We start from the raw sequence: 22,564 nt of genomic DNA, 5'->3' as shown, positions 1-22,564 counted from the left end.
TCCCCTCGTCCAGTCAGGCGACCTGGTGGCCGGCTTCGCCGATGGCAGCCCGGACGGCGGCCTCGTCGGCGTCGCCGTCGACCCGGACCGTACGGGTCGCCAGGTCCACTGCCACAGCGCGGACGCCGGCGACCAGGCCGACCTCCTCCTGGATCGCCTCGACGCAGCGGCCGCAGCTGATGTTCGGCACGGAGAGGACGAGCGGGTTCACGGTGCACTCCTTCGTTCGGCGGGCCGCCCCGTGGCGGCCCGGCTGCTCGAACCGTGCCGGGGCGCGCTGTCCGCGCCCTGTCGCGTACCTCGGTGCGGCCGACGGGCCGCGGACAGCGGGCGGACAGCGGCTGCCGGGAGGTTGGCCACACCGACCCGCGCCAGCGGGCGGCAGCGACGGGTGGCGGCGCCGCCCGGTACGGAAGGAGCAGTGCGATGACGACACCGACGGTCGTCTCCGGCACGCTGGACATCGGCGGGATGACCTGTGCGTCCTGTGTCCGGCGGGTGGAGCGGGCGCTGAGCCGGGTCGAGGGCGTGGCACAGGCCGAGGTCAACCTGGCCAGCGAGACGGCGAGCGTGGTCTGCGACCCGGCCCGGGTGAGCCCGCCGGCGCTGACCGCGGCGGTCGAGCGGGCCGGCTACACGGCCACGATCCCGGCCGACCGGCCGGGCGCGGCTCCGGAAGCCCAGGCGCCCGGCGCCGCCGACCAGGACGCCGAGCGGGCCCGGGCCGAGGATCGGGAGGTCACCCGGCTCAAGCGGATCTGGCAGCTCACCCTGGCCACCGGCCTGTCCATGATGGTGCTGATGTACCTGCCGCTGTCCATCGACGCGATGGACTGGCTGATGCCGGCGCTGCTGGTCGTCGCGACCGTGGTGCAGTTCGGGGCGGGCCGGCCCTTCTACCGGGCGGCCTGGGCGGCGGCCCGGCACGGCGGCGTCAACATGCACACCCTGGTGGCCCTGGGCACCACCGTCGCGTACGCCTACAGCGCCTTCGTCACGCTCTGGCCGGCGGTGGCCGAACGGCTCGGCCTGCCGCTGCACGTCTACTTCGAGATCTCCGTGGTGGTCATCGCGCTGGTGCTGACCGGGCGCTGGATGGAGGCCCGGGCGCGCCGGCAGACCGGCGCAGCGATCGGGGCGCTGCTCGGGCTGCGCCCGCGCACCGCTCGGGTGCTGCGCGACGGCGTCGAGACCGAGGTGCCGGTGGACGCGGTGATGGCCGGCGACCTGGTCCGGGTGCGCCCCGGCGAGAAGGTGCCGGTGGACGGCACGGTCACCGAGGGCGCCTCGACCGTGGACGAGAGCATGCTGACCGGCGAGAGCATGCCGGTGACGAAGACGGTCGGGGACGTGGTCATCGGCTCGACCGTCAACCGGACCGGCTCGGTGGTGTTCCGGGTCACCGCGGTGGGTCAGGACACCACCCTCGCCCAGATCGTCCGCCTGGTCCGCGAGGCCCAGGGTGCCAAGGCGCCGATGCAGCGGCTCGTGGACACCGTGTCCGCCTGGTTCGTGCCGGCGGTGATCGGGCTGGCCCTGCTCACCTTCGCCGTCTGGGCGGTCGCCGGGCCGGCCGACGGGCGGCTGACCCTCGGCATCGGCACCGCGATCGCGGTGCTCATCATCGCCTGCCCCTGCGCCCTGGGCCTCGCCACCCCGACCGCGATCATGGTCGGCACCGGCAAGGCCGCCGAGCTGGGCATCCTCATCTCCGGCGGCGACGCCCTGGAGCAGGCTCGGCGGATCACCACAGTGGTGCTGGACAAGACCGGCACGCTCACCCGCGGCCGTCCCGACGTCACCGCGGTGCACGCCGTTGACGGCGTCGACGCCGACCAGCTGCTGGCCTACGCGGCGGCGGCCGAGACCGGCTCGGAACACCCGCTCGGCGAGGCGATCGTCCGGCACGCCCGCGAACGCGGCCTCGCCGTACCGGCGGCGGAGTCCTTCGCGGCGATGCCCGGGCACGGCGTCGAGGCGCGGGTCGACGGCCGCGGCGTGCTCATCGGCAACATCGCACTGATGAGTCGGCATGGCGTCGACGTCGCCGCCCTGCCGAGCGAGGTCACCGCCGTCGCCGCCGCCGGTGGCACCCCCGTGTACGTCGCCCTCGACGGCCGGCTCGCCGGCGTCGTCGGGGTCGCCGACACCCTGCGGCCCGAGTCCCGGGACGCGGTGACCCAGCTGCGGGCGCTGGGCCTGGAGGTGTGGATGCTGACTGGCGACAACCCGGTCACCGCCGAGGTGATTGCCCGCGAGGTGGGCATCGACAACGTGATCGCCGACGTCCGGCCCGAGGAGAAGGCCGCCCGGGTCGCCGCCCTGCAGGAGCGCGGTGCCGTGGTGGCGATGGTCGGCGACGGCATCAACGACGCTCCGGCGCTGGCCCGCGCGAACCTGGGCATCGCCATCGGCACCGGCACGGACGTGGCGATCGCCGCCTCCGACATCACCCTGGTCGGCGGGGACCTGCGCGGCATCGTCTCGGCCATCGCGTTGTCCCGGCGTACGGTCACCACCATCAAACAGAGCCTGGGGTGGGCGTTCGGCTACAACATCCTGCTCATCCCGGTGGCCGCCGGGCTGCTCTACCCGGCCTGGGGCATCCTGCTGGATCCGTCCCTCGCGGCCGCCGCGATGGCGATGAGTTCGGTCAGCGTGGTCACCAACGCGCTGCGGCTGCGTCGCTTCCGCCGCCCGGAGACGGCCGCCGCGCTGCGGCCCCACCTCGGCGCCCGGCTCGGCGAATGGGCGTACCTGACCGGGGTGGCCGTGCTCGCGCTCGCCGTGGGCGCCGGCTTCACCGCGCTGAGCCGCACCGACGCCGCCGCGCGCGGCATGAACGGGGTGCTGGCCTGGACCCAGGGCACCGGCATGCCGATGCGGCCGGCGATGAGCACCATGATGACCGCCGAGACCGAACCGGTGCACGCCGAGGACGCCGGGGTCCGGGTCGACGTCCGGCTGCCCGCCGCCGTGGCGCCCGGCCAACCCGCCACGCTGCGGATCCGGGTCACCGATGCGGTGACCGGCCAGGCGATCCGCGACGTGAGTCGCAGCCACGAGGCGTGGATGCACCTGATCGCCGTCCGCGACGACCTGGCCACCTTCGCCCACGTCCACCCGCAGCCGACCGGTCGGCCCGGCGAGTTCGCCGTCGAGCTGACCTTCCCTACGCCCGGCCGGTACACCATCCACACCGAGTTCCGGCGCAAGGGCGAGCTGACCGAGGTGCTGGAGCGGCACGAGGTGACGGTCGGCGACCCCGCGGCGGTCATCCACCAACTGCCGGCGGTGTCCGGGCGGCAGCAGGTCGTCGACGGGATACAGGTGACCCTGGACGGGACCGCCCACGTCGGCGGCAGCCGCTTCACGTACCGCTTCGCCGACGCGGCCACCGACCGGCCGCTGACCGGGCTGCGGCCGTACCTCGCCGCCGCCGGGCACGTGGTGATCATGTCGGCGGCGGGCGACAGCTTCGCCCACGAGCACGCCGAGACCGAGGACGCCGACGGCCGGCCGGTGTTCGCCCTGCCCGGCCAGACCTACGGGCCGGAGCTAGACCTGCATGCCGACTTCCCCCGCCCGGGCCGCTACCGGCTCTGGGGCCAGTTCCGCCTCGCCGACGGCCACGTGATCACCGTCCCGTTCACCGTCGACGCCCGCTGACCGTTTCTCACCTCAGATTGGAAAACGTCGTGCAGATCGCCGTGCTTCTCTTCGACCGGTTCACCGCCCTCGACGCCGTCGGCCCCTACGAGGTGCTCAGCCGGATCCCCGATGCCCGTACCGTCTTCGTCGCCGACCGGACCGGCCCGGTCGTCACCGACGTCGGCAGCCTCACCCTCCAGGCCGACGCCACCCTCGACGAGGTGACCCGCCCCGACGTCGTGGTGGTGCCCGGCGGCCCCGGGCAGATCGCCCGCATGGGCGACTCCCGGATCCTCGACTGGCTACGCACGGTTGACGCGACCAGCACCTGGACCACCTCCGTATGCACCGGATCCCTATTGCTGGCCGCGGCCGGAGTGCTGCACGGGCGCCGCGCCGCCGCACACTGGCTGGCGTTGGATCAGCTGGAGGCTTTCGGCGCGGCGCCGACCGGCGAGCGGGTGGTCTTCGACGGCAAGTACGTCACCGCAGCCGGCGTCTCCTCGGGCATCGACATGGCCCTGGCCCTGACCGGACGGATCGCTGGCGACGAAGTCGCGCAGGCAGTCCAGCTCGGCATCGAGTACGACCCACAGCCGCCGTACAATGCCGGCTCGCCCGCCACCGCTCCCGCTGCAACGGTGGCCGCGCTGCGGGCGAACCCCTCGCTGGTGCTCGGCTGACCGTTCGCACCCCGGCACTGATCCACCCGGGTCGGTGTCGGGGCGCCCCAGACACCCGGGCACGCCGCGACGCCCACAGCCCGCGGCGGCGATGAAGCGACTTCTCGCGCAGCCCGCCTCGACTCGCACATTGCCGCTTTGGTGCGGTGTCTCCTCGGCTATACCGGCGAGGTAGCTACTAGGCGGTGCGGGACCCACGGAGACTGCACTCAGCAGGGCATCTGCTCCGAACCCGGAGCGGACGCACCAGTCGGATCCAGGCGGCCTCGGCGAGCCTTGTCCCGAGGCATGTGAGAAGACATGTGCAGCGACATAGATCATTGTGTATGACCTATGTCGCTGACCTGCAAAAACAAGGTGGAGCCGAGGGGACTCGAACCCCTGACCCCCACACTGCCAGTGTGGTGCGCTACCAGCTGCGCCACGGCCCCTTGCTGTCGTCCCCGGTGTCCCGGGCACGCAGAGAACTATACACACGCCGCCCGGCATGGTCATCTCGCGGGGGCCCCACCCCGCCGCGGCTAGTTCAGCGCCACGTCGGGCGGGAAGTGGGCGACCGCCGCCATCATTCCGCCCTGTCTCCGCAGCACCATCGGCCACAGGTCGTCCGGCCGGTCGACGAAGGCGTCCCCCGGCAGCGCGTCGAAGACGAACCAGGAGCCGTCCTCGACCTCCTGCTCCAACTGACCCGAACCCCACCCCGAGTAGCCGGCGAAGACCCGGATGCCGCCGATGCCGTCGCGCAGCTTCTCCGGGTCGGCCGACAGGTCGACGGTGCCGACCGCGCCGGAGATCTGCTGGAAGCCCTTGAGCCGGCGCATCGGGTGCCGCATCCGGGCGAGGCAGATCGCCGAGTCCGGCTGCACCGGGCCGCCCTCGAAGAGCACCGCGGGGTGACGGGCCAGGTCGCTCCAGTCACCCAGCACGTCGGCGACCGGCACCTCGGTCGCCCGGTTGAGCACCACGCCGAGCGCCCCGCCCGCTTCGTGGGCGACAAGCAGCACCACCGTGCGATCGAAGTTCGGATCCTTGAGGGCCGGGGTGGCGACCAGCAGTCGCCCGGTCATGGACTCAATGGCTCGACCGCCGATCGCCCGTCCCTCCTCCTGCATCTCGGACACCGTCAGCCGCGCGCCGGGTCGTGGAACCGGTTGCCGTCGGCCATCCGCGCTGTCACCGCCATGCCTGGCACCATAGCCTGCGCTCGGGGCGGTGGCTAAGGTCTGACCGGCGGGTGATCGAGCGGGAACGAGGGAGGGTCGAATGGGTCCGACGGCGGACATCGCGGTGATCGGCGGGTCGGGGCTCTACGCGCTCCTGGACGGCGCCACCGAGCACGTGGTCGAGACGCCGTACGGGGCGCCCTCGGACCCGATCACCGTCGCGGAGGTAGGCGGGCGGCCGGTGGCCTTCCTCCCTCGGCACGGCCGCGACCACCGGTACCCGCCGCACCTGATCCCGTACCGGGCGAATCTGTGGGCGCTGCGGTCGCTCGGGGTGCGCCAGGTCGTCGCCCCGTGCGCGGTGGGCGGTCTGCGGCCGGAGCTGGGCCCGGGCACCTTTGTGGTCCCCGACCAGCTGATCGACCGGACCAGCGGCCGGGCCCAAACCTACTACGACCGGGGCGCGGTGCACGTGCCGTTCGGCGACCCGTACTGCCCGGTCGGGCGGCGTACGCTGCTGGCCGCCGCGGCCGGCCGGGACGTGGCGGCGGTGGACGGCGGCACGGTGGTGGTGGTCGAGGGTCCGCGCTTCTCCACCCGCGCCGAGTCCCGCTGGTACGCCTCGATGGGCGGCACGGTGGTCAACATGACCGGCCACCCGGAGGCGGTGCTCGCCCGCGAGCTGGCCCTCTGTTACACCTCGATCGCGCTCGTCACCGACCTGGACGCCGGCGTGCAGGCCGGGGAGTCGGTCACCCAGGAGGAGGTGTTCCGGGTCTTCGCCGAGAACACCGACCGGCTGCGCGGGGTGCTGCTGGACGCGGTGGGCGCGCTGCCGACCGACCGGGACTGCCCGTGCGGGCACGCCCTGGACGGCATCAAGACCCCCTTCCCGCTGCCCTGACCGTCCCCGGCCGGGTGCGCCCAGCCCAGTGAGCGGCAAAGCGCCCGACTTGTCCACCTGCCCCCGATAGATTCGGCAGGTCGGGGGGCTCTCTGTCGGCGTGGGCGCCGGCGGGCGCCGGCACGCGCCGGAACAGGGAGGCGGGGGGCGATGGCGACCGTCCGGGACACCACCTATGAGCTGCTCCGCGCCCTCGGCCTGACCACCGTCTTCGGCAACCCCGGCTCCACCGAGCAACCGTTCCTGCGGGACTTCCCGGCGGACTTCCGCTACGTGCACGCCCTGCACGAGGCGTCCGCGGTGGCGATGGCCGACGGGTACGCGCAGGCCACCGGCCGTCCGGCGCACGTGAACCTGCACACCGCGCCGGGCACCGGCAACGGCATGGGCAACCTCGTCACCGCCTGGCACAACCGCACGCCGCTGATCGTCTCCGCCGGCCAGCAGAGCCGGGAGATGCTGTTGACGGAGCCCCGGCTGACCAGCCGGGCACCGGCCGAGCTGCCCCAGCCGTACGTGAAGTGGAGCTACGAGCCGGTCCGCGCGCAGGACGTCCCGGCGGCGTTCATGCGGGCGTACGCGACCGCCGCCCAGCCCCCGGCCGGGCCGGTCTTCCTCTCCCTGCCGCTGGACGACTGGGACCAGCCGGCGGACCCGCCGCCCCAGGTGCGTACCGTGGCGACCCGGTTCGGGCCCGACCCCCGGCGGCTGCGGGAGTTCGCCGCGCTGCTGGCCGCCAGCCGCTCCCCGGTGCTGGTGTTCGGCGCGGCGGTGGACCGGGCCGCGGCCTGGCCGCTGGCGGTGGCGGTGGCCGAGCGGCTGGCCGCCCCGGTCTGGTCCGCCCCGGCGCCGGAGCGGGCGGCGTTCCCGGAGCAGCATCCGCACTACCGGGGGGTGCTGCCCTTCGCCATCGCGCCGCTGGCGGAGAAGCTGCGCGGGCACGACACGGTGCTGGTCGTCGGCGCCCCGGTGTTCCGGTACTACCCGCACATCCCCGGCGCCCACCTGCCCGAGGGCGCCCGGCTGCTGCACGTCACCGACGACCCGGACGAGGCCGCCCGGGCACCGGTCGGCGACAGCCTGCTCGGCGACGCCGGGCTGACCCTCGCCGCGCTGCTGGACCTGCTCCCGGCGGCCGACCGACCGGCGCCGGAGCCCCGGCCGGCCGTGGAGCCGCCGGAGCCGGCCGACCCGCCGGACGCGGACACGCTCTTCGCCGCGCTGGCCGCCTGCTGGCCCACCGACGGGGTGCTGGTCCAGGAGTCACCGTCCAACCTGGCCGCGCTGCGCCGCCGGCTGCCGATGGTCCGACCGGCGTCGTACTTCACCATGGCCAGCGGCGGGCTCGGGTACGGCCTGCCGGCGGCGGTCGGCATCGCCCTCGCCGAGCGGGACACCGGTCGCGGTCGGCCGGTGGTCGCCGTGATCGGCGACGGCTCGTTCCACTACTCGGTGCAGGCGCTCTGGACCGCCGCCCGGCTGCGCCTGCCGGTGGTCGTGCTGGTGCCGGTCAACCAGCAGTACGCCATCCTCAAGTCGTTCGCCGAGCTCAAGCACACCCCCGGCGTGCCGGGGCTGGAACTGCCCGGCCTGGACATCACCGCGATCGCCGAGGGGTACGGCTGCGCCACCAGGGTCGTCGGCACGCCGGACGACCTGCCCGCCGCGCTGGCCGACGCGCTGCGCGCCGAGGGCCCGACGGTGCTCCCGGCGCCGATCAGCGGCGAGCTGCCCAGGATCCTCTGACCGGTCAACCGGCCCGCTGGGTCAGCACCCGCCCGGTCAGCACGTCGAGCACCGGCCGGCCGCCGAGCGGCGCGGAGAGGGTGACGGTGACCGGCTCCAGCTTCAGCTGGTCGGTGCAGACGCCGCTGGCCCGGACCACCCCGCCGCCGACCACGACCACGTCCTCGCGCTCCTGCACCAGCGGGGTGATCCCGGTGTCGCAGGCGCCCACCCCGAGCACGTAGGTCAGCCGCGTGCCGTCCACCCGTTCGGTGTGCTCGGCGCCGACCACGTCGGCGGGGGCGGGCCGGGCGGGAGCCGTCGGTTCGGGTACCGGGGTGACCGACTGCGGCGCGACGGCCACCCGGGCCACCGGGGCGGCCAGTCCCTCCACGGTGAACAACCAGGCCGGTACGTCGGCCACGCCGCGGCTGGTGCGGACTCCAGCGGTGCCGAGCCGGACGGCGGTGACGGTGAGCGGGACGCAGGCGGTGGCGACCGGGCTGGAGACCGAGCCGTCCGGCCCCGGCTCGATCGTCGGGCCGGGCGCCTTCGGCCGCCCCTCGCACGGCGGTGGGTCGCCCTGGTCCAGCTGCCGGTACGCCTCGGCGGCGCTGAGCAGCGGCGCGGTCATCGTGCCGTCGGGGAACCGGATCGTGCCGTCGGCGGGGCGGGCGGCCGGCAGCTCGATCTGGTCCCGGTACCACCCGGCCCGGAAGGCGGTCTCGGTGTCGGCGGTGAACCCGGGGTCGCCGACCAGCACGGTCGGGTCCTGCAACGGCACGTACCCGCTCCGCCAGGCGGGTGCGGGGTGCCAGTCCTCGGCGACCTCCGCGGCCCGCTGGTGGAACGCCTCCCAGCGGTGGTCCGGGCCGGCGGACGGCCCGGCCGGGTCGGAGCCGGCCGGCGCGCAGCCGGCCGCGGTGACCACCAGGGGCAGGCCCAGCAGGGCGAGGAGTCGACGCATACGCACTTGGACGCCGCCCGGCACGGGCCGGTTCCCGCCGGTCAGGTCTCCCCGCCGAGGTCCGTCTGGTACGCCTGCCAGAGCAGGTCCGCGCCGCGCTGCCGGTGCCGGGACAGCGCCCGCAGCAGGTCGTCGGTGCGCCGGCGCAGCTCCTCGGCGCAGACCCCGGGCCGTTCGACGGCCCGCTGGAGGTCGGCCAGCGCCGCGACGATGGCCGCGTGCTCGCGGGTGAGCAGCCGGACGCCGCGGTGCAGCCGGGGCGCCTGGGCGAGCACCTCCGCGTAGAGGCCGGCCGGGCCCTCGGTGATCCGGACGTGTTCGGCGAAGCCCCGGCGGACCGGGGTGAGGTGGACGATGACCCGTTCCCGCCAGCGCGGCTCCCCTGGCGGTACGGCGAGCGCCCGGGCCAGGGCGGGCAGGTCGCCGGGCGGGCTGGGCCGGCGCGCGGCGGGCGGGCGGACCGCCGGCGGGGCGACGGACGGCTGCTGGATCGGACCGGTGGCCATGGGCACCTCCCGCGCTTGCGTGCTACCGCGTACAGCGATGGTGAACCCCTGTTCGGGCGCTGTCCAGGGGGCCGGAACGCCTCATTGGCCCCATCGGTCCCAGTGGCCCCAGAAGTATCCGGACGACCCCCAGAAGTATCCGGAGACGACTGTGCGCCCCGGTCCGATGGACCGGGGCGCACATGAGGTGGTGGAGGTGCCGGGAATCGAACCCGGGTCCTTCGCCGGTTTGTCAGGGCTTCTCCGAGCGCAGCTCGCTATGCCTCTACTCGGCCCCACCGCTCACGCGAGCAAGTTGGTGTGACGGGCCCAGTCGCTGATTGATCTCGCCGCACGGACCCCGCGACCGGGTCCGATTGGCCAGCCTTCTAGCTGATGCCGGCTAACTGGGTCGAAGGCGCTCCCAGGCCGACAGACTCACTACTCGCCTCAGGCGGCGAGAGCGAAGTCAGCGCGATTGTTCTTGGCGCTTATTGGTTTCCGACGAACGATTCTCGAGACGACGTCGGCTTCCTCGGCTCGCTTCCCCTGCCGCAACGTACGAAGTCGAAACCAGTCACCCCCTCGGTCGGCCGCCCTACTGGCGGCTCTGTCAAGACTAACGCCTGCCGCAACGGGATTCATCCCGAGCCCCCGGCCGACTTTACCGACTCGGACAAAGACGACAGATCACTCGTCCATGCCCTTGCCACGCCGGCCGGCCACCCGGGCGATCTCCCGGTCGGCGTCCCGCTTGGCGAGGTCCTGACGCTTGTCGTACGACTTCTTACCCTTGGCCAGGGCGATCTCCACCTTCGCCCAGCCGTCGGAGAAGTAGACCTGCAACGGCACCATGGTCAACCCGCCCTCGCGGGTCTTGCCGATCAGCCGGTCGATCTCCAGCCGCTTGAGCAGCAGCTTGCGGGTACGCCGGGGCTCGTGGTTGGTCCAGGTGCCCTGGGTGTACTCCGGGATGTGCATGCCGTGCAGGTAGAGCTCGCCGTTGCGCTCCTGGGCGAACGCGTCGACCAGGGAGGCCCGACCAGCCCGCAGCGACTTGACCTCGGTGCCGGTCAGCGACATGCCCGCCTCGTACGTGTCGAGGATGGCGTAGTCGTGGCGCGCCTTCTTGTTGGAGGCGACCACCTTGCGACCCTTTTCCCGTGGCATCGGCGCCACCCCCTTTCCCGTGATCCACGACCGGTACGACCGGCCGCGGGGCGGAGATCATGCTACCCGAATGACAAGGACCCTCCCGCGCCGTTTATTCCGACGCGGAAGGGCCCTTGGCGGAGCCGTCGGGTAACTAGACCCGCAGGTAGAAGCGGAGCGTGATCCAGCCGGTGACCGCACTGAACAGGGCGCCGACGCCCGCCATGATCGGGAACATCAGCAGGATGTCGCCCCACGAGACCGGCGTGATCAGGCCCTCCAGGGCGGACAGCGAGCCGCTGCCGCCGAAGTACTTCCCGAGCGCCATGAACACCAGCGCGAGGATCGAACCGATCAGACCCGCGACCACCGCCTCCAGCACGAACGGCGCCTGGATGAACCAGTTTGACGCGCCGACGAGCTTCATGACCGCGACCTCACGCCGCTTGCTGTACGCGGCGACCTGGATGGTGTTCGCGACCAGGAGCAGCGCGGCGGCGGCCATGAACACCGCGATGACCAGCGCGAAGGTCTGGATGCCGGTGAGGACGCCGAAGACCTTGTCCAGCAGCCGGCTCTGGTCGACGATCTCGTCGACCCCCTCGGTGTCCTTGTACTGGTCGTAGATGTTCTTGTACTGCTCCGGGTTCACCAGCTTGAGCCGGAACGACTCGGGCAGCTGGTCCGCCTTGACGGCGTTCACCAGGTCCGGGGCGTCCTGGTACATCTCCTGGAACCGCTTGTACGCCTCGTCCTTGTTGACGTAGAGGACCTCCTTGACGAGGGGGTCGCTCTTGAGCTTGGCGTGCAGGTCGTTGCGCTGCTGCTCGCTGACGTCGGTCGCCAGGAAGATCGAGACCTCGACGTTCTCGTAGTAGAGGTCCTTCATGTCGCCGACCTTCTGGTACAGCAGGCCGGCTCCGCCCAGCATGAACAGCGACACCGCCATGGTGATGATCATGGCGATGGTCATGGTGACGTTGCGCCACAATCCGACCAGTACCTCGGACAGGACGTATTTCATCCGCATCGGGTGTTCCTCCGGCTCTCCGGCATGAGGTGTTCGTCGTCAGGGTGTACGGCAGGGGTGGAGCGCCGGCTCACCCGTAGACGCCGCGGGCCTGGTCGCGCACGATGCGGCCGCTCTCGATCTCGACGACGCGACGGCGCATCTGGTTCACGATGTTGGAGTCGTGCGTGACCATCACGACGGTCGTGCCGGTGCGGTTGATCCGGTCCAGCAGGCGCATGATCTCGATCGAGGTGTCCGGGTCCAGGTTTCCTGTCGGCTCGTCCGCCAGCAGGATCAGCGGACGGTTCACGAACGCCCGGGCGACGGCCACGCGCTGCTGCTCACCACCGGAGAGCTCGTGCGGGTAGCGGTGCTCCTTGCCACCGAGCCCGACCAGCTCCAGCACCTCGGGCACGACCCGGCGGGCGACCGCCTTGGTCTTGCCGATCACCTCGAGAGCGAACGCCACGTTCTCGTAGGCGGTGCGGTTGGGCAGCAACCGGAAGTCCTGGAAGACGCAGCCGATCGAGCGCCGGAAGTGGGGTCGCTTCCAGGAGCGCATCGTGGTGACGTCTTTGCCGTTCACGACGACCCGGCCCTTGTTGGGGCTGACCTCGTGCAGCAGCATTTTGATTATCGTGGACTTGCCGGAGCCCGATGGACCGATGAAGAAGACGAACTCGCCCTTCTCGATCGAGACGGACACGTTGTCGAGCGAAGGCCGGGACGCCTTCGGGTACGTCTTCGTCACTTGCTCAAGCTGAATCACGGGTGGTGAGTCTACGCGGTGTAACCGCTGAGCCAAGTCCTACGCCCCACCTGTGCGAGGCGCGTCATCGATTACCCCTCCCACCAGGAGATCGACGACGCGCTCCGCCCCCGCTTGATCACGCAGCGTCGTTGGCGAGCTGCTGCTGCTTGCGCCAGCGGATGCCGGCCTCGATGAAGCTGTCCAGTTCCCCGTCGAAGACCGAGGACGGATTGCCGGTCTCCTGCTCGGTTCGGAGATCCTTCACCATCTGATACGGGTGCAGGACGTAGGAGCGCATCTGGTCGCCCCACGAGCCGGCGGCGTCCGTCTTGAGGCCCTGGAGCTTGGCCTGCTCCTCCTGCCGCTTGCGTTCCAGCAGCCGGGCCTGGAGCACCCGCAGCGCGGAGGCCTTGTTCTGCAGCTGGGACTTCTCGTTCTGGCAGGTCACCACGATGCCGGTGGGGATGTGGGTGATCCGGACCGCCGAGTCGGTGGTGTTGACGCTCTGCCCGCCCGGGCCGGAGGACCGGTAGACGTCGATCCGCATCTCGTTCTCGGGGATGTCGATGTGGTCGGTCTGCTCCACCACGGGCAGCACCTCGACACCGGCGAAGCTGGTCTGCCGGCGGCCCTGGTTGTCGAAGGGGCTGATCCGGACCAGCCGGTGGGTGCCCGACTCGACGCTGAGGGTGCCGTAGGCGTACGGGACCTTGACGGTGAAGGTGGCGGACTTCAGGCCGGCCTCCTCCGCGTACGAGGTCTCGTAGACCTCGGTCGGGTAGCCGTGCCGCTCGGCCCAGCGCAGGTACATCCGCAGCAGCATCTCGGCGAAGTCGGCGGCGTCCACCCCGCCGGCGCCGGCCCGGATGGCGACCAGCGCCTCCCGGGAGTCGTACTCGCCGGAGAGCAGGGTGCGGACCTCCATCTCCTCGATGGCCTTGCGCAGCCCGCCGATCTCCGTCTCGACCTCGGAGAGGACCCCCGGGTCGGCCTCGGCCTCGGCCAGCTCCAGCAGGACACCGGCGTCGTCGAGCCGGGAGCGGAGGCTGCCGAGCTTGCCGATCTCGCCGTTGACGTACGAGAGCTGCGAGGTCACCTGCTGCGCCTTCGCCTGGTCGTCCCAGAGGTCGGGCGCGGACGCCTGCTCCTCGAGCCGGGCCTTCTCCTCGTGCAGGCGGTCGAGGTCGAGCACCGCCTCGATGTTGCGTAGGGTGGCGTCGAGGTCCTTGAGCTGTTCGGCGTAATCGGCAGCGGTCACGACAGACAAGCGTACTGTGCGTGCGGCGGTCCGCTCACGTCACACCGCCGACCCGGGCAGATGATCAGCCGACCGGGGCGGTCTTGAGCCAGGAAAGTGCCGCCTTGTGGTAGGCGACGGCGAACTCCAGCGCGCTGGCGTCGTAGGTGTCGCCCTCCTTCTTGGCGTTCTTCACCTGCTCGCGCACGTGCGCCAGGGCCTCGGTGTGGTATTCGTTGGCCGAGGCGTAGAGGTTCTTCAGCTGGCTGGCCGAGTGCAGGTCGCCGAAGGCGATCCGCAGGGCGATCGGGTTGCGGATGGTGTCCCGACCCGGGTTCTCCGCCAGCCAGCGGGAAAATGTCCGTTTCCCGCTGGCGGTGATCGCGTACGGCTGGCTCATCCGCGGCCCGGGCTTGCCCAGCCGCACGAAACCCCGCTCGGCCAGCACCGGCAACTCGCGGTACACCTGACTGCGGGTCATCGACCAGTACGGCGCCAGTCGGCGCTCAGCGGCGGCCATCAGCTGGCCGCCAGTCATCGGGCCCTCGTGCAGCAGCCCCAGCAGGGCTGCCGCGGTGGGGTTGACTCCGGATTCCGCCATGCCCTCTAAGCTGCCACTTTGCCGTCGCAGCGTCCAGGATTTCCGGATTTGCCACCCGGGAGGATTTCCAATGTGCACTGTCGGCCGACGACAGTGCTGCCAGGACTATCGATGCCTACCGGCCGGACGGTGTCCGGGGCCCCATCCGGACGGCCGGTCGGGCTCCGCCGCGCAGCCAGCGCCCCGCCCGCGGCCGCGGGCCGGCCCGGCCGCCGGTGACGCTGCGCCCCACCGGCGGCCGTCGCCGGTTCAGCCCATGTGCGGGTACGTGTGGTCGGTCGGCGGCACGAACGTCTCCTTGATCGTCCGCGGCGACAGCCAGCGGACCAGGTTGAGCCAGGAGCCCGCCTTGTCGTTGGTGCCGCTGGCCCGGGCGCCGCCGAAGGGCTGCTGCCCGACCACCGCGCCGGTCGGCTTGTCGTTGATGTAGAAGTTGCCGGCCGCGTACCGCATCCGCTCGGCGACCGCCTCGACCACCCGGCGGTCGTTGGCGAAGATCGAACCGGTCAGCGCGTACGGCGCGATCGACTCGGCCTGGGCGACCGCGTCGTCGAAGCGGGCGTCGTCGAACACGTGCACGCCGAGGATCGGACCGAAGTACTCGGTGGTGAAGCTCTCGTGCGCGGCGTCGCTGCACTCGAAGAGGGTGGGCCGGACGAAGTAGCCGACCGAGTCGTCGGCGGTGCCGCCGGCGAGGATCCGGCAGGTGTCGTCGCCGGAGATCAGCTCCAGCGCGGCGGTGTGCCGGCTGAACGCCTTCTCGTCGATCACGGCGCCGCCGAAGTTGCTGAAGTCGGTGACGTCGCCGTAGGTCAGCGAGTCCGTGGTGGCGGCCAGCCGGTCGCGCAGCCCGCCCTCCCAGAGCGAACGCGGCACGTACGCCCGCGAGGCGGCCGAGCACTTCTGGCCCTGGTACTCGTAGGCGCCCCGGATCAGCGCGGTGTGCAGGGCGTCGACGTCGGCGCTGGTGTGCGCGACCACGAAGTCCTTGCCGCCGGTCTCGCCGACCAGTCGCGGGTAGCCCCGGTAGCCGGCGAGGTTCTCGCCGACGGTCCGCCACAGGTGCTGGAAGACCTTGGTGGAACCGGTGAAGTGGATGCCGGCCAGGTCCGGGTCGGCGAGCACGACGTCGGAGACCTCCTCGCCGCGCCCGGTGACCATGTTGATCACGCCGGGCGGCAGGCCGGCCGCCTCGAACAGCCGCATGGTGAAGTGCGCGGCGAACTGCTGGGTCGGGCCCGGCTTCCAGACCACGGTGTTGCCGAGCAGGGCCGGCGCCGAGGGCAGGTTGCCGGCGATCGCGGTGAAGTTGAACGGGGTGACCGCGTAGACGAAGCCCTCCAGCGGGCGGTGGTCGAAGCGGTTCCACACCCCCGGCGACGACATCGGCTGCTCCTCGAGCAGCCGCCGGGCGAAGTGCACGTTGAACCGGAGGAAGTCGATGAACTCGCAGGCCGAGTCGATCTCCGCCTGGACGGCGGTCTTGGACTGGCCGAGCATGGTGGCGGCGTTCAGCGTGTCGCGCCAGGGGCCGGCGAGCAGCTCGGCGGCGCGCAGGAAGATCGCCGCCCGCTCCTCGAACGGCAGCGCGCGCCACATCGGCGCGGCGTCCTTGGCGGCCTTCACGGCGGCGCGGGCGTCGTCGTGGGTGGCGTGGCCGGTGACGCCGAGCACGTGGGCGTGCTTGTGCGGCTGGACCACGTCGATCGACTCACCGCCCGCCATCCGCTGCTCGCCGGCGATCGTCATCGGCAGGTCGATCCGCTCGGCGGCGAGTTCGGTCAGCCGCCGCTGCAGCCGCTCCCGGTCGGCGCTGCCCGGCTCGTAGGTGCGTACCGGCTCGTTGCGCGGCTCGGGTACGGAGAACACGGCGTCCATCACAGGCTCCTGTGCGATCTCGACGGCGGTGGCGAAATCGGACCCGCGGGCACCGACCGGACGGCCGGACGCCGGGCACCGCGCGGGTGAGGCGTCGCGGCGGCGGGACCTCCGGCGATTCTCCCACGCCCGCTCCCCGCCGATCGCGCCCCGCCCGCCCCGAAACCATAGATCGAGAAGTAGGGGTGCGGGCCGGGCGGTGATCCGTACCCGAACGGCCCTTTCGGCCGAAGGAAAGCAGGCCGGCGGCGCGGGCGCGGGCGCGCGGAGCCGGCCGGGCCGGGCGCGTACGCTGGATGGCCGGTGACCTGCCCCGGCCCGCCGCTGCGGTCGGGCGCCCGTCGAAGGGGACACGATGAGCAAGCAGCCCGGCAGCTCGACGGCCGCGGAGTCGGACCGGCCGGACACCACCGTCCCGGCCGACCAGGCCGACCAGGTCGCGCCGGTGGCCGAGGCCCCCCGCCCGGCGCGTGCCCCGGGCGCACCCGTGCTGGCCCTGCTGGCGGTGGGTTGGCTGGCGGCGATGCTCTGGTCGACCCGCGAGGCGATCAGCTCGGCGGCGGCCGGCCTCACCGCGATCAGCCTCTCCGCCTTCGCCCTGCCCGGGGTCATCTCGGCCGCCCTGGTGGCCGGGGCCGCCGTCGCCCTGGCGGTGACCGGGCTGCTGGCCCGGCGGGGCGTCGACCGGGCCACCCTGCGCTTCGTGGTGGCGGTCGGCACCGGCCTGCTGGTCGGGCTCGCCGCCGCCCTCGCGATCAACCTGACCTACGCCGACAACGCGACCACCAACACGATCGCCGGCACCAGCGCCGCCGCGGCCATCATCGGCGGGGCACTGGCCGGAGCCCGCGACGCCGCCCCGGTCGGCGCCGTGGTCGCCGCCGCCCTGGGCACGCTGGTCTTCGTGGTGGCGTTCAGCCGGGCCCGCGACCCGCTGTTCGACCTCTTCGGCGCCGACGGCTCCCAGGCGTCGCTGGTGAGCGCCGCCAAGTGGGTCTCCCGCACCGAGTCGCTGCTCGCCGGCCTGCTCGCCGGCCTGCTCGCCTTCGGCTACCTGACCTGGGCCCGCCGCCGGGCAATGCGCCGCGACCCGGCGACGCCGGCGCTGCGCTGGCCGGCGTACCTGGTCGCCGGGGCCGGCCCGGGCCTGCTCCTGCTGCTCGCCGAGGTGATCATCCGGATCGGTGGCCGGACCCTGCTCGACCTGGCCGGTGCGCTGAGCGAGGCGGACGCGGTCGCCCAGACCAGCCTCGGCACCTCCCGGGTCGACAACGGCATCTGGGTGCTGTTCGTCGGCGCGCTGACCGCGCTCGTCGCCTTCGGCCGCACCCTCGGCCCGGCGCCCCACGACGACGAGCCGGAGCCGGTCGAGGACTGAGGCGGCTCCGCCCGGGGCGTCCCGCTCCGCCGGTGGCGTGGTCGGTTCCGGAGCGGGCCGGGCGCCCGCCGGCGGGTCGGATCAGGAGGCGGCGCGGAGCAGCAGGTCCAGCTCGGAGGGGTCGTACCACTCCAGCTCGTGGTCCTCGGCGCTGTCGACGGTGAACTGGGCGTCCGGGTCGCCCGCCAGGGCCTCGGCGACCACCTCGACGGCGGCGGCCACGTCGTCCACCGCGTCCGCGCCGTCCACGTGCAGCGCGGCCACCGACCGCACCGGCACCGGCTGGTCGAGCCGCACCGTGCTGGAGCCGAGGTCACCGTCGCCCCGGCCGACCGCCGACGGGGGCAGGTCCACCGAGACCACCACCCGGCGCCGGGGCGCGGCCGGGTCCTTCCGCAGCAGCTGGAGGGCGTCCTGGGCGGCGCGGGTGAACGCGACGTACTCCAGTTCCTCCTCGTCGCCCTCGGCGTACCACTCGCGCAGGGCGGGGGTGACGGCGTGCGCCTGGTCGGCCGACAGCCCCTGCTCCCGCAGCCGGGCCAGCATCGGCACGGTCGCCGGGACGTACACCCGGACCAGCTCGTTGCTCACCGTCGTATCCCCCGATCGTTCGCGGACCGGCGGGTCTGCCGGTCCGGGCGCCGATCATGCCGGACGCCGAGACCGTCATACACCCCGCACCGGCCCGGCGGAAGTTGCCGCACCGCACCGCCGGCCGGGTGGGTGCTGGGCGGGTCCGGCCGGCGGTGGCAAACTGAGGCAAACGACGCCAACACCGGGGGTTATCCGTGGAGCCGAGGTTTCTCCTGCTCTCCGACGTGGCCACCGAGTTGAACGTCTCGGACTCGCAGGTCTACCACATGGTGCGCAGCGGAGAGCTGCCCGCGATCAAGATCGGTGGGCGCGGCCAGTGGCGCGTCGAGCGCGCCCAGCTGGAGGAGTACATCCAGCGCAAGTACGCCGAAACCGCCGAGTGGGTACGCGGCAACCCGCTCGCCGATCGCGACACCGAGTAGCCACCCCGACGCTGACCGCCATTGACGGCGGACACTGTCATGCCCGAGTATCGAAGCGTGCCGGAGGCAAACGAACGCAAACGCAACGATCAGAGGTGAGCAGCATGATCGACTCCCGCCGTCCCGGGCCCTCCCGGCCCCCGGTCCGGCTGCGCCCGGCCCCGGTCAGCGACCCGCCCTACGTCGACGAGTCGGCGGATCTCTGGCCCCGCCCCAGCGGGCAGCTCGCCCTCGACCTCTTCGGTGCCGCGCACCAGCCCGCCGGGCGCCCGCCCGGCCGGCGGCACGACTCCCGCCCCGGGCCGCCCCGGCCCCGCTCCGGCCCGCCGCCCGGCGCCCTCGCCACGGCCACGCCCGAGGCCGGCCGCGCCGCCCAGCGGTTCGTCGCCACCTTCCTGGAGATCCTCAACGGCTACCGCCCGCCCGGGCAGCTCCGGTCCCTGGTCGAGCCCGGACGGGCCGCTGAGGTCACCGAGCAGCTCACCCGGGCATCGGCCCGCACCGGCCCGCACCGCCGTCGGTCGAGCCGGCCGGTGGTGCACCTGCGCCGGCTCCGGGTGTGCGAGCCACGGTCGGCGGCCGTCGAGGCGGCCGCGGTGCTCGCCGGCGCCGGCCGCACCTGGGCCCTGGCGGTACGCCTCGAACACCGCCGGGGCGGCTGGCTCTGCACCGCCCTCCAGGTGCTCTGACCACCTCGCCCATTGCGGCCGAGGATCCGCCCGGGCGCGGCATGATCCACTCCAGATCGCCGACATGCTGGTATCGGCACGGCACCGACACCGCTACATCGCCGGAACGGCGGAGCCGACCGCGCCCACACCGCCACATCTCCGCAGTGGCGGGCTGAAGCCCCGAGCCGCGCGATGGGGTCGCGGGCGCTTCGGGGCGGGCCGGTGCGAGCGGCAGGACGGCGAGAGCCGCAGTCCCAAAGGGCTGCGGCTCTCGTCGTACCGATTCGGCGGGGCGGGGCCCCGCGTCAGGATCAGGCGCCGCCGTTGGGCGCGCCGTGGCAGCGCTTGTACTTGCGGCCGGAGCCGCACGGGCAGGGCGCGTTGCGGGACGGGCCGTTGCCGCCATCGGCACGCTCCGCCGGCGCCGACCCGCGCCGGGCGGTGCTGGCCGCGACGGCCTGACCGCTCGCCCCGGTGGCCGCCGGACGACGCGGCGCGCCGGACGCCCCCGGCGCCGCCGGACGGGCCGGAGTCTCCGAACGCCCGACGCCCAGGGCGGGCGCCTGCTGCTCGGGCCGCTCCACGGCCACCGCACCCTGGCCGGCCTCGCCGTCGATGGTGGGGGCGGAGTACTGCAGGCCCTGCTGCTGCGGCGCGCGGTTGAGACCCTTGGCCCGGATCTCGACCGGCTTCTCCAGCAGCTGGACCTCCTCGGCCTCCGGCTCCGGCTCCTGGACCTGCACCTCCAGGTTGTAGAGGAAGCCGACCGTCTCCTCCTTGATGCCGTCCATCATGGTGGCGAACATGTCGAAGCCCTCGCGCTGGTACTCGATGACCGGGTCGCGCTGGGCGTACGCCCGGAGGCTGATGCCCTCCTGGAGGTAGTCCATCTCGTAGAGGTGCTCGCGCCACTTGCGGTCGATCACCTGGAGCAGCACCATCCGCTCCAGTTGGCGTACCGCCTCCTCGCCGAGCGTCTCCTCGCGCCGGTCGTACGCGGCGTGCGCGTCCTCCTTGAGGCGGGCCAGCAGGAAGTCGGCGTCGATGCTCGCGCGGGCGCCGCCGGCCTCCTCCTCCATCTCCTCGATGGTGATGCCCACCGGGTAGAGCTGCTTGAGACTGGACCAGAGCTGCTCGAGGTCCCAGTCCTCGGCGTACCCGTTGGCGGTGGCGCCGGTGACGTATGCGGTGACGACGTCGTCGATCATGTTGCGGACCTGGTCGGAGAGGTCCTCGCCGTTGAGCACCCGCAGCCGCTCGGCGTAGATCACCTGGCGCTGCTTGTTGAGCACCTCGTCGTACTTGAGGACGTTCTTCCGGATCTCGGCGTTCTGACCCTCGATCTGGGCCTGCGCGCTCTTGATCTGGCGGGTGACCATCTTCGACTCGATCGGCACGTCCTCCGGGATGTTGAAGCGCTCCATCACCGCCTCGACGGCGCCGGCCCGGAAGCGCTTCATCAGCTCGTCCTGCAGCGACAGGTAGAACCGGGACTCGCCCGGGTCGCCCTGCCGGCCGGCCCGACCGCGCAGCTGGTTGTCGATCCGCCGGGACTCGTGCCGCTCGGTGCCCAGCACGTAGAGCCCACCGGCGGCGGCGACCTCCTCCGCCTCGGCGTCGCAGGCCTGCTTCCAGGTGGGCAGGACCTCCTCCATCGCCTTGGCGTACTCGTCGGCCTGCTCGACCGGGTCCAGACCGCGCTGGTGCAGCTCGTTCGCGGCCAGGAACTCGGCGTTGCCGCCGAGCAGGATGTCGGTACCCCGGCCCGCCATGTTAGTGGCGACGGTGACCGCGCCCTTGCGCCCGGCCTGGGCGACGATCTCCGCTTCCTTCGCGTGGAACTTGGCGTTCAGCACCGAGTGTGGGATGCCGCGGCGGCGCAGCAACTGGGAGAGGATCTCGGAATTCCCCACCGAGACCGTGCCGACCAGCACCGGCTGACCCATCTGGTGCCGCTCGGCGATGTCCTCGATCACCGCGTTGAACTTGGCCTTCTCGGTCTTGTAGATCACGTCGGCCCGGTCGAGCCGGACCATCGGCCGGTGCGTCGGGATCGTCACGACGCCGACCTTGTAGACCTTGTTGAACTCGCTCGCCTCGGTCTGGGCGGTGCCGGTCATGCCGGAGAGCTTCTCGTAGAGGCGGAAGTAGTTCTGCAGGGTGATGGTGGCCAGGGTCTGGTTCTCCTGCTTGATCTCCACCCCCTCCTTGGCCTCGATCGCCTGGTGCATGCCCTCGTTGTAGCGGCGACCGTGCAGGATGCGGCCGGTGAACTCGTCGACGATCAGGACCTCGCCCTCGCTGAGGATGTAGTCCTTGTCGCGCTTGTAGAGCTCCTTGGCCTTGATCGCGTTGTTCAGGTAGCCGACCAGGGGCGTGTTCACCGACTCGTAGAGGTTGTCGATGCCGAGCCGGTCCTCGACCTTGGCCACCCCGCGCTCGGTGATGGCGATGGTCCGCTTGGCGTAGTCGACCTCGTAGTCGCCCTCGCCGTCGGTGCCGGGCTGGAGCCGGGCCACCACGCCGGCGAACTCCTGGTACCAGCGGGCGGAGTGCTCGGCCGGGCCGGAGATGATCAGCGGCGTACGGGCCTCGTCGATCAGGATCGAGTCGACCTCGTCGACGACCGCGAAGTTGTGGCCGCGCTGAACCAGCTCGTCCCGCGACCAGGCCATGTTGTCGCGCAGGTAGTCGAAGCCGAACTCGTTGTTCGTGCCGTAGGTGATGTCGCACTCGTACGCCGCGCGGTGCTCGGCGGCCGGCCGGTTCGGCAGGACCACACCGACGGTCAGGCCGAGGAACTCGTGCACCCGGCCCATCCAGGCGGCGTCGCGCTGGGCGAGGTAGTCGTTGACCGTGACCACGTGCACGCCCTTGCCGGAGAGCGCGTTGAGGTAGACCGCCATGACCGAGGTCAGGGTCTTGCCCTCACCGGTCTTCATCTCGGCGATGTTGCCGAAGTGCAGCGCCGCGCCGCCCATCACCTGGACGTCGTACGGGCGCTGGCCGAGCACCCGGGCCGCCGCCTCCCGTACGGTCGCGAACGCCTCCGGCAGCAGGTCGTCGAGGGTCTCACCATCGGCGAGCCGCTCCCTGTACTGCTCGGTCAGGCCGCGCAGCTCGTCGTCGCTGAGGTTGACGTAGTCGTCCTCGATCGAGTTGACGGCGGCGGCGATGGCCTTGAGCCGGCGCACCATACGGCCCTCGCCCGCGCTAAGGACCTTTTCCAGAATCGACACGGATCAACGCTCCCCTAGACAGTCTCGAACCATCGTAGGCGCTCCGTCGGC

At 72.3% G+C, this 22,564-nt stretch carries 19 protein-coding genes, 1 tRNA gene and 1 other RNA gene; 7 read left to right on the top strand and 14 right to left on the bottom strand.

The window, feature by feature from the left end; all coding sequences use genetic code 11:
• Positions 1-13: 13 nt before the first annotated feature.
• Complete coding sequence (locus ACTWM8_RS05395; RefSeq protein WP_446212815.1) at positions 14-211, bottom strand: heavy-metal-associated domain-containing protein; 198 nt, start codon at positions 209-211, stop codon at positions 14-16.
• Positions 212-426: 215 nt separating this feature from the next.
• Between ACTWM8_RS05395 and ACTWM8_RS05390 the strand changes: the two genes are divergently transcribed.
• Complete coding sequence (locus tag ACTWM8_RS05390) at positions 427-3,669, top strand: heavy metal translocating P-type ATPase (protein ID WP_446212814.1); 3,243 nt, start codon at positions 427-429, stop codon at positions 3,667-3,669.
• A 29-nt stretch (positions 3,670-3,698) separates the two neighbouring features.
• Positions 3,699-4,334: a DJ-1/PfpI family protein gene (locus ACTWM8_RS05385; RefSeq protein ID WP_446212813.1), complete on the top strand. Its 636-nt coding sequence runs from the start codon at positions 3,699-3,701 to the stop codon at positions 4,332-4,334.
• A 358-nt stretch (positions 4,335-4,692) separates the two neighbouring features.
• On the opposite strand, the gene ACTWM8_RS05380 is transcribed toward ACTWM8_RS05385, so the two are convergent.
• Both ACTWM8_RS05380 and ACTWM8_RS05375 read right to left on the bottom strand, forming a co-directional pair.
• Positions 4,693-4,765 (bottom strand) — tRNA-Ala (locus tag ACTWM8_RS05380).
• Positions 4,766-4,855: 90 nt separating this feature from the next.
• Entirely contained in the window at positions 4,856-5,446 is a 591-nt protein-coding gene (locus tag ACTWM8_RS05375; RefSeq protein WP_446212812.1) for a YqgE/AlgH family protein, read from the bottom strand.
• A 151-nt stretch (positions 5,447-5,597) separates the two neighbouring features.
• Between ACTWM8_RS05375 and ACTWM8_RS05370 the strand changes: the two genes are divergently transcribed.
• Together ACTWM8_RS05370 and mdlC are read left to right on the top strand one after the other, a co-directional pair.
• On the top strand, positions 5,598-6,401 hold the full coding sequence (locus ACTWM8_RS05370; RefSeq protein WP_238450733.1) for an S-methyl-5'-thioadenosine phosphorylase: 804 nt from the start codon (positions 5,598-5,600) through the stop codon (positions 6,399-6,401).
• A gap of 150 nt (positions 6,402-6,551) precedes the next feature.
• On the top strand, positions 6,552-8,147 hold the full coding sequence (gene mdlC / locus ACTWM8_RS05365; protein ID WP_446212811.1) for a benzoylformate decarboxylase: 1,596 nt from the start codon (positions 6,552-6,554) through the stop codon (positions 8,145-8,147).
• Positions 8,148-8,151: 4 nt separating this feature from the next.
• Here mdlC and ACTWM8_RS05360 read toward each other — a convergent pair whose 3' ends face one another.
• From ACTWM8_RS05360 to pruA, 9 genes are all read right to left on the bottom strand, one after another.
• On the bottom strand, positions 8,152-9,093 hold the full coding sequence (locus ACTWM8_RS05360; protein WP_446212810.1) for a hypothetical protein: 942 nt from the start codon (positions 9,091-9,093) through the stop codon (positions 8,152-8,154).
• 41 nt (positions 9,094-9,134) lie between these two features.
• A complete protein-coding gene (locus ACTWM8_RS05355) occupies positions 9,135-9,599 on the bottom strand; it encodes a hypothetical protein (RefSeq protein WP_446212809.1) in 465 nt (154 codons plus the stop codon).
• A 188-nt stretch (positions 9,600-9,787) separates the two neighbouring features.
• Positions 9,788-10,163, bottom strand: a transfer-messenger RNA (tmRNA) gene (gene ssrA / locus ACTWM8_RS05350).
• A gap of 105 nt (positions 10,164-10,268) precedes the next feature.
• Complete coding sequence (gene smpB, locus ACTWM8_RS05345; protein ID WP_446212808.1) at positions 10,269-10,748, bottom strand: SsrA-binding protein SmpB; 480 nt, start codon at positions 10,746-10,748, stop codon at positions 10,269-10,271.
• 136 nt (positions 10,749-10,884) lie between these two features.
• The gene (gene ftsX / locus ACTWM8_RS05340; RefSeq protein ID WP_446212807.1) at positions 10,885-11,760 is read right to left on the bottom strand and encodes a permease-like cell division protein FtsX; all 876 of its coding nucleotides are present in this window, start codon (positions 11,758-11,760) and stop codon (positions 10,885-10,887) included.
• Positions 11,761-11,830: 70 nt separating this feature from the next.
• On the bottom strand, positions 11,831-12,511 hold the full coding sequence (ftsE, locus tag ACTWM8_RS05335) for a cell division ATP-binding protein FtsE (RefSeq protein ID WP_088969966.1): 681 nt from the start codon (positions 12,509-12,511) through the stop codon (positions 11,831-11,833).
• A 118-nt stretch (positions 12,512-12,629) separates the two neighbouring features.
• Entirely contained in the window at positions 12,630-13,751 is a 1,122-nt protein-coding gene (gene prfB / locus ACTWM8_RS05330) for a peptide chain release factor 2 (RefSeq protein ID WP_446212806.1), read from the bottom strand.
• Between the two features lie 64 nt (positions 13,752-13,815).
• Entirely contained in the window at positions 13,816-14,331 is a 516-nt protein-coding gene (locus ACTWM8_RS05325; protein ID WP_088963825.1) for a PadR family transcriptional regulator, read from the bottom strand.
• 249 nt (positions 14,332-14,580) lie between these two features.
• Positions 14,581-16,209 (bottom strand): L-glutamate gamma-semialdehyde dehydrogenase, encoded by a 1,629-nt coding sequence (gene pruA / locus ACTWM8_RS05320; RefSeq protein WP_446212805.1) that lies wholly within the window; start codon positions 16,207-16,209, stop codon positions 14,581-14,583.
• 355 nt (positions 16,210-16,564) lie between these two features.
• On the opposite strand from pruA, the gene ACTWM8_RS05315 reads away from it, so the two are divergent.
• Positions 16,565-17,587, top strand: a complete 1,023-nt coding sequence (locus ACTWM8_RS05315; RefSeq protein WP_446212804.1) for a hypothetical protein — start codon at positions 16,565-16,567, stop codon at positions 17,585-17,587.
• A gap of 81 nt (positions 17,588-17,668) precedes the next feature.
• Here ACTWM8_RS05315 and ACTWM8_RS05310 read toward each other — a convergent pair whose 3' ends face one another.
• A complete protein-coding gene (locus ACTWM8_RS05310) occupies positions 17,669-18,178 on the bottom strand; it encodes a DUF6912 family protein (RefSeq protein ID WP_446212803.1) in 510 nt (169 codons plus the stop codon).
• A gap of 197 nt (positions 18,179-18,375) precedes the next feature.
• On the opposite strand from ACTWM8_RS05310, the gene ACTWM8_RS05305 reads away from it, so the two are divergent.
• Together ACTWM8_RS05305 and ACTWM8_RS05300 are read left to right on the top strand one after the other, a co-directional pair.
• Positions 18,376-18,603 carry a helix-turn-helix transcriptional regulator gene (locus tag ACTWM8_RS05305; protein ID WP_154939259.1) on the top strand — a complete coding sequence of 76 codons (228 nt, stop codon included), beginning with the start codon at positions 18,376-18,378 and terminating at the stop codon, positions 18,601-18,603.
• A 104-nt stretch (positions 18,604-18,707) separates the two neighbouring features.
• Complete coding sequence (locus tag ACTWM8_RS05300) at positions 18,708-19,292, top strand: Rv3235 family protein (protein WP_446212802.1); 585 nt, start codon at positions 18,708-18,710, stop codon at positions 19,290-19,292.
• A gap of 293 nt (positions 19,293-19,585) precedes the next feature.
• On the opposite strand, the gene secA is transcribed toward ACTWM8_RS05300, so the two are convergent.
• Positions 19,586-22,513, bottom strand: a complete 2,928-nt coding sequence (gene secA / locus ACTWM8_RS05295) for a preprotein translocase subunit SecA (RefSeq protein ID WP_446212801.1) — start codon at positions 22,511-22,513, stop codon at positions 19,586-19,588.
• Between the last annotated feature and the right edge of the window lie 51 nt (positions 22,514-22,564).

It is taken from the genome of Micromonospora sp. IBSANI012 (genome assembly GCF_052814045.1).
This window is presented reverse-complemented; position numbering and strand designations above follow the sequence as displayed.

What these genes read in the sequence shown, in the direction of transcription:
- ACTWM8_RS05315 (WP_446212804.1), top strand. Translation starts at nt 16,565, where the DNA reads ATGAGCAAGCAGCCCGGCAGCTCGACGGCCGCGGAGTCGGACCGGCCG.
- ACTWM8_RS05370 (WP_238450733.1), top strand. Translation starts at nt 5,598, where the DNA reads ATGGGTCCGACGGCGGACATCGCGGTGATCGGCGGGTCGGGGCTCTAC.
- ACTWM8_RS05390 (WP_446212814.1), top strand. Translation starts at nt 427, where the DNA reads ATGACGACACCGACGGTCGTCTCCGGCACGCTGGACATCGGCGGGATG.
- ACTWM8_RS05375 (WP_446212812.1), bottom strand. Translation starts at nt 5,446, where the DNA reads ATGCAGGAGGAGGGACGGGCGATCGGCGGTCGAGCCATTGAGTCCATG.
- ACTWM8_RS05360 (WP_446212810.1), bottom strand. Translation starts at nt 9,093, where the DNA reads ATGCGTCGACTCCTCGCCCTGCTGGGCCTGCCCCTGGTGGTCACCGCG.
- mdlC (WP_446212811.1), top strand. Translation starts at nt 6,552, where the DNA reads ATGGCGACCGTCCGGGACACCACCTATGAGCTGCTCCGCGCCCTCGGC.
- smpB (WP_446212808.1), bottom strand. Translation starts at nt 10,748, where the DNA reads ATGCCACGGGAAAAGGGTCGCAAGGTGGTCGCCTCCAACAAGAAGGCG.
- ftsX (WP_446212807.1), bottom strand. Translation starts at nt 11,760, where the DNA reads ATGCGGATGAAATACGTCCTGTCCGAGGTACTGGTCGGATTGTGGCGC.
- ACTWM8_RS05325 (WP_088963825.1), bottom strand. Translation starts at nt 14,331, where the DNA reads ATGGCGGAATCCGGAGTCAACCCCACCGCGGCAGCCCTGCTGGGGCTG.
- ACTWM8_RS05355 (WP_446212809.1), bottom strand. Translation starts at nt 9,599, where the DNA reads ATGGCCACCGGTCCGATCCAGCAGCCGTCCGTCGCCCCGCCGGCGGTC.
- ACTWM8_RS05300 (WP_446212802.1), top strand. Translation starts at nt 18,708, where the DNA reads ATGATCGACTCCCGCCGTCCCGGGCCCTCCCGGCCCCCGGTCCGGCTG.
- pruA (WP_446212805.1), bottom strand. Translation starts at nt 16,209, where the DNA reads ATGGACGCCGTGTTCTCCGTACCCGAGCCGCGCAACGAGCCGGTACGC.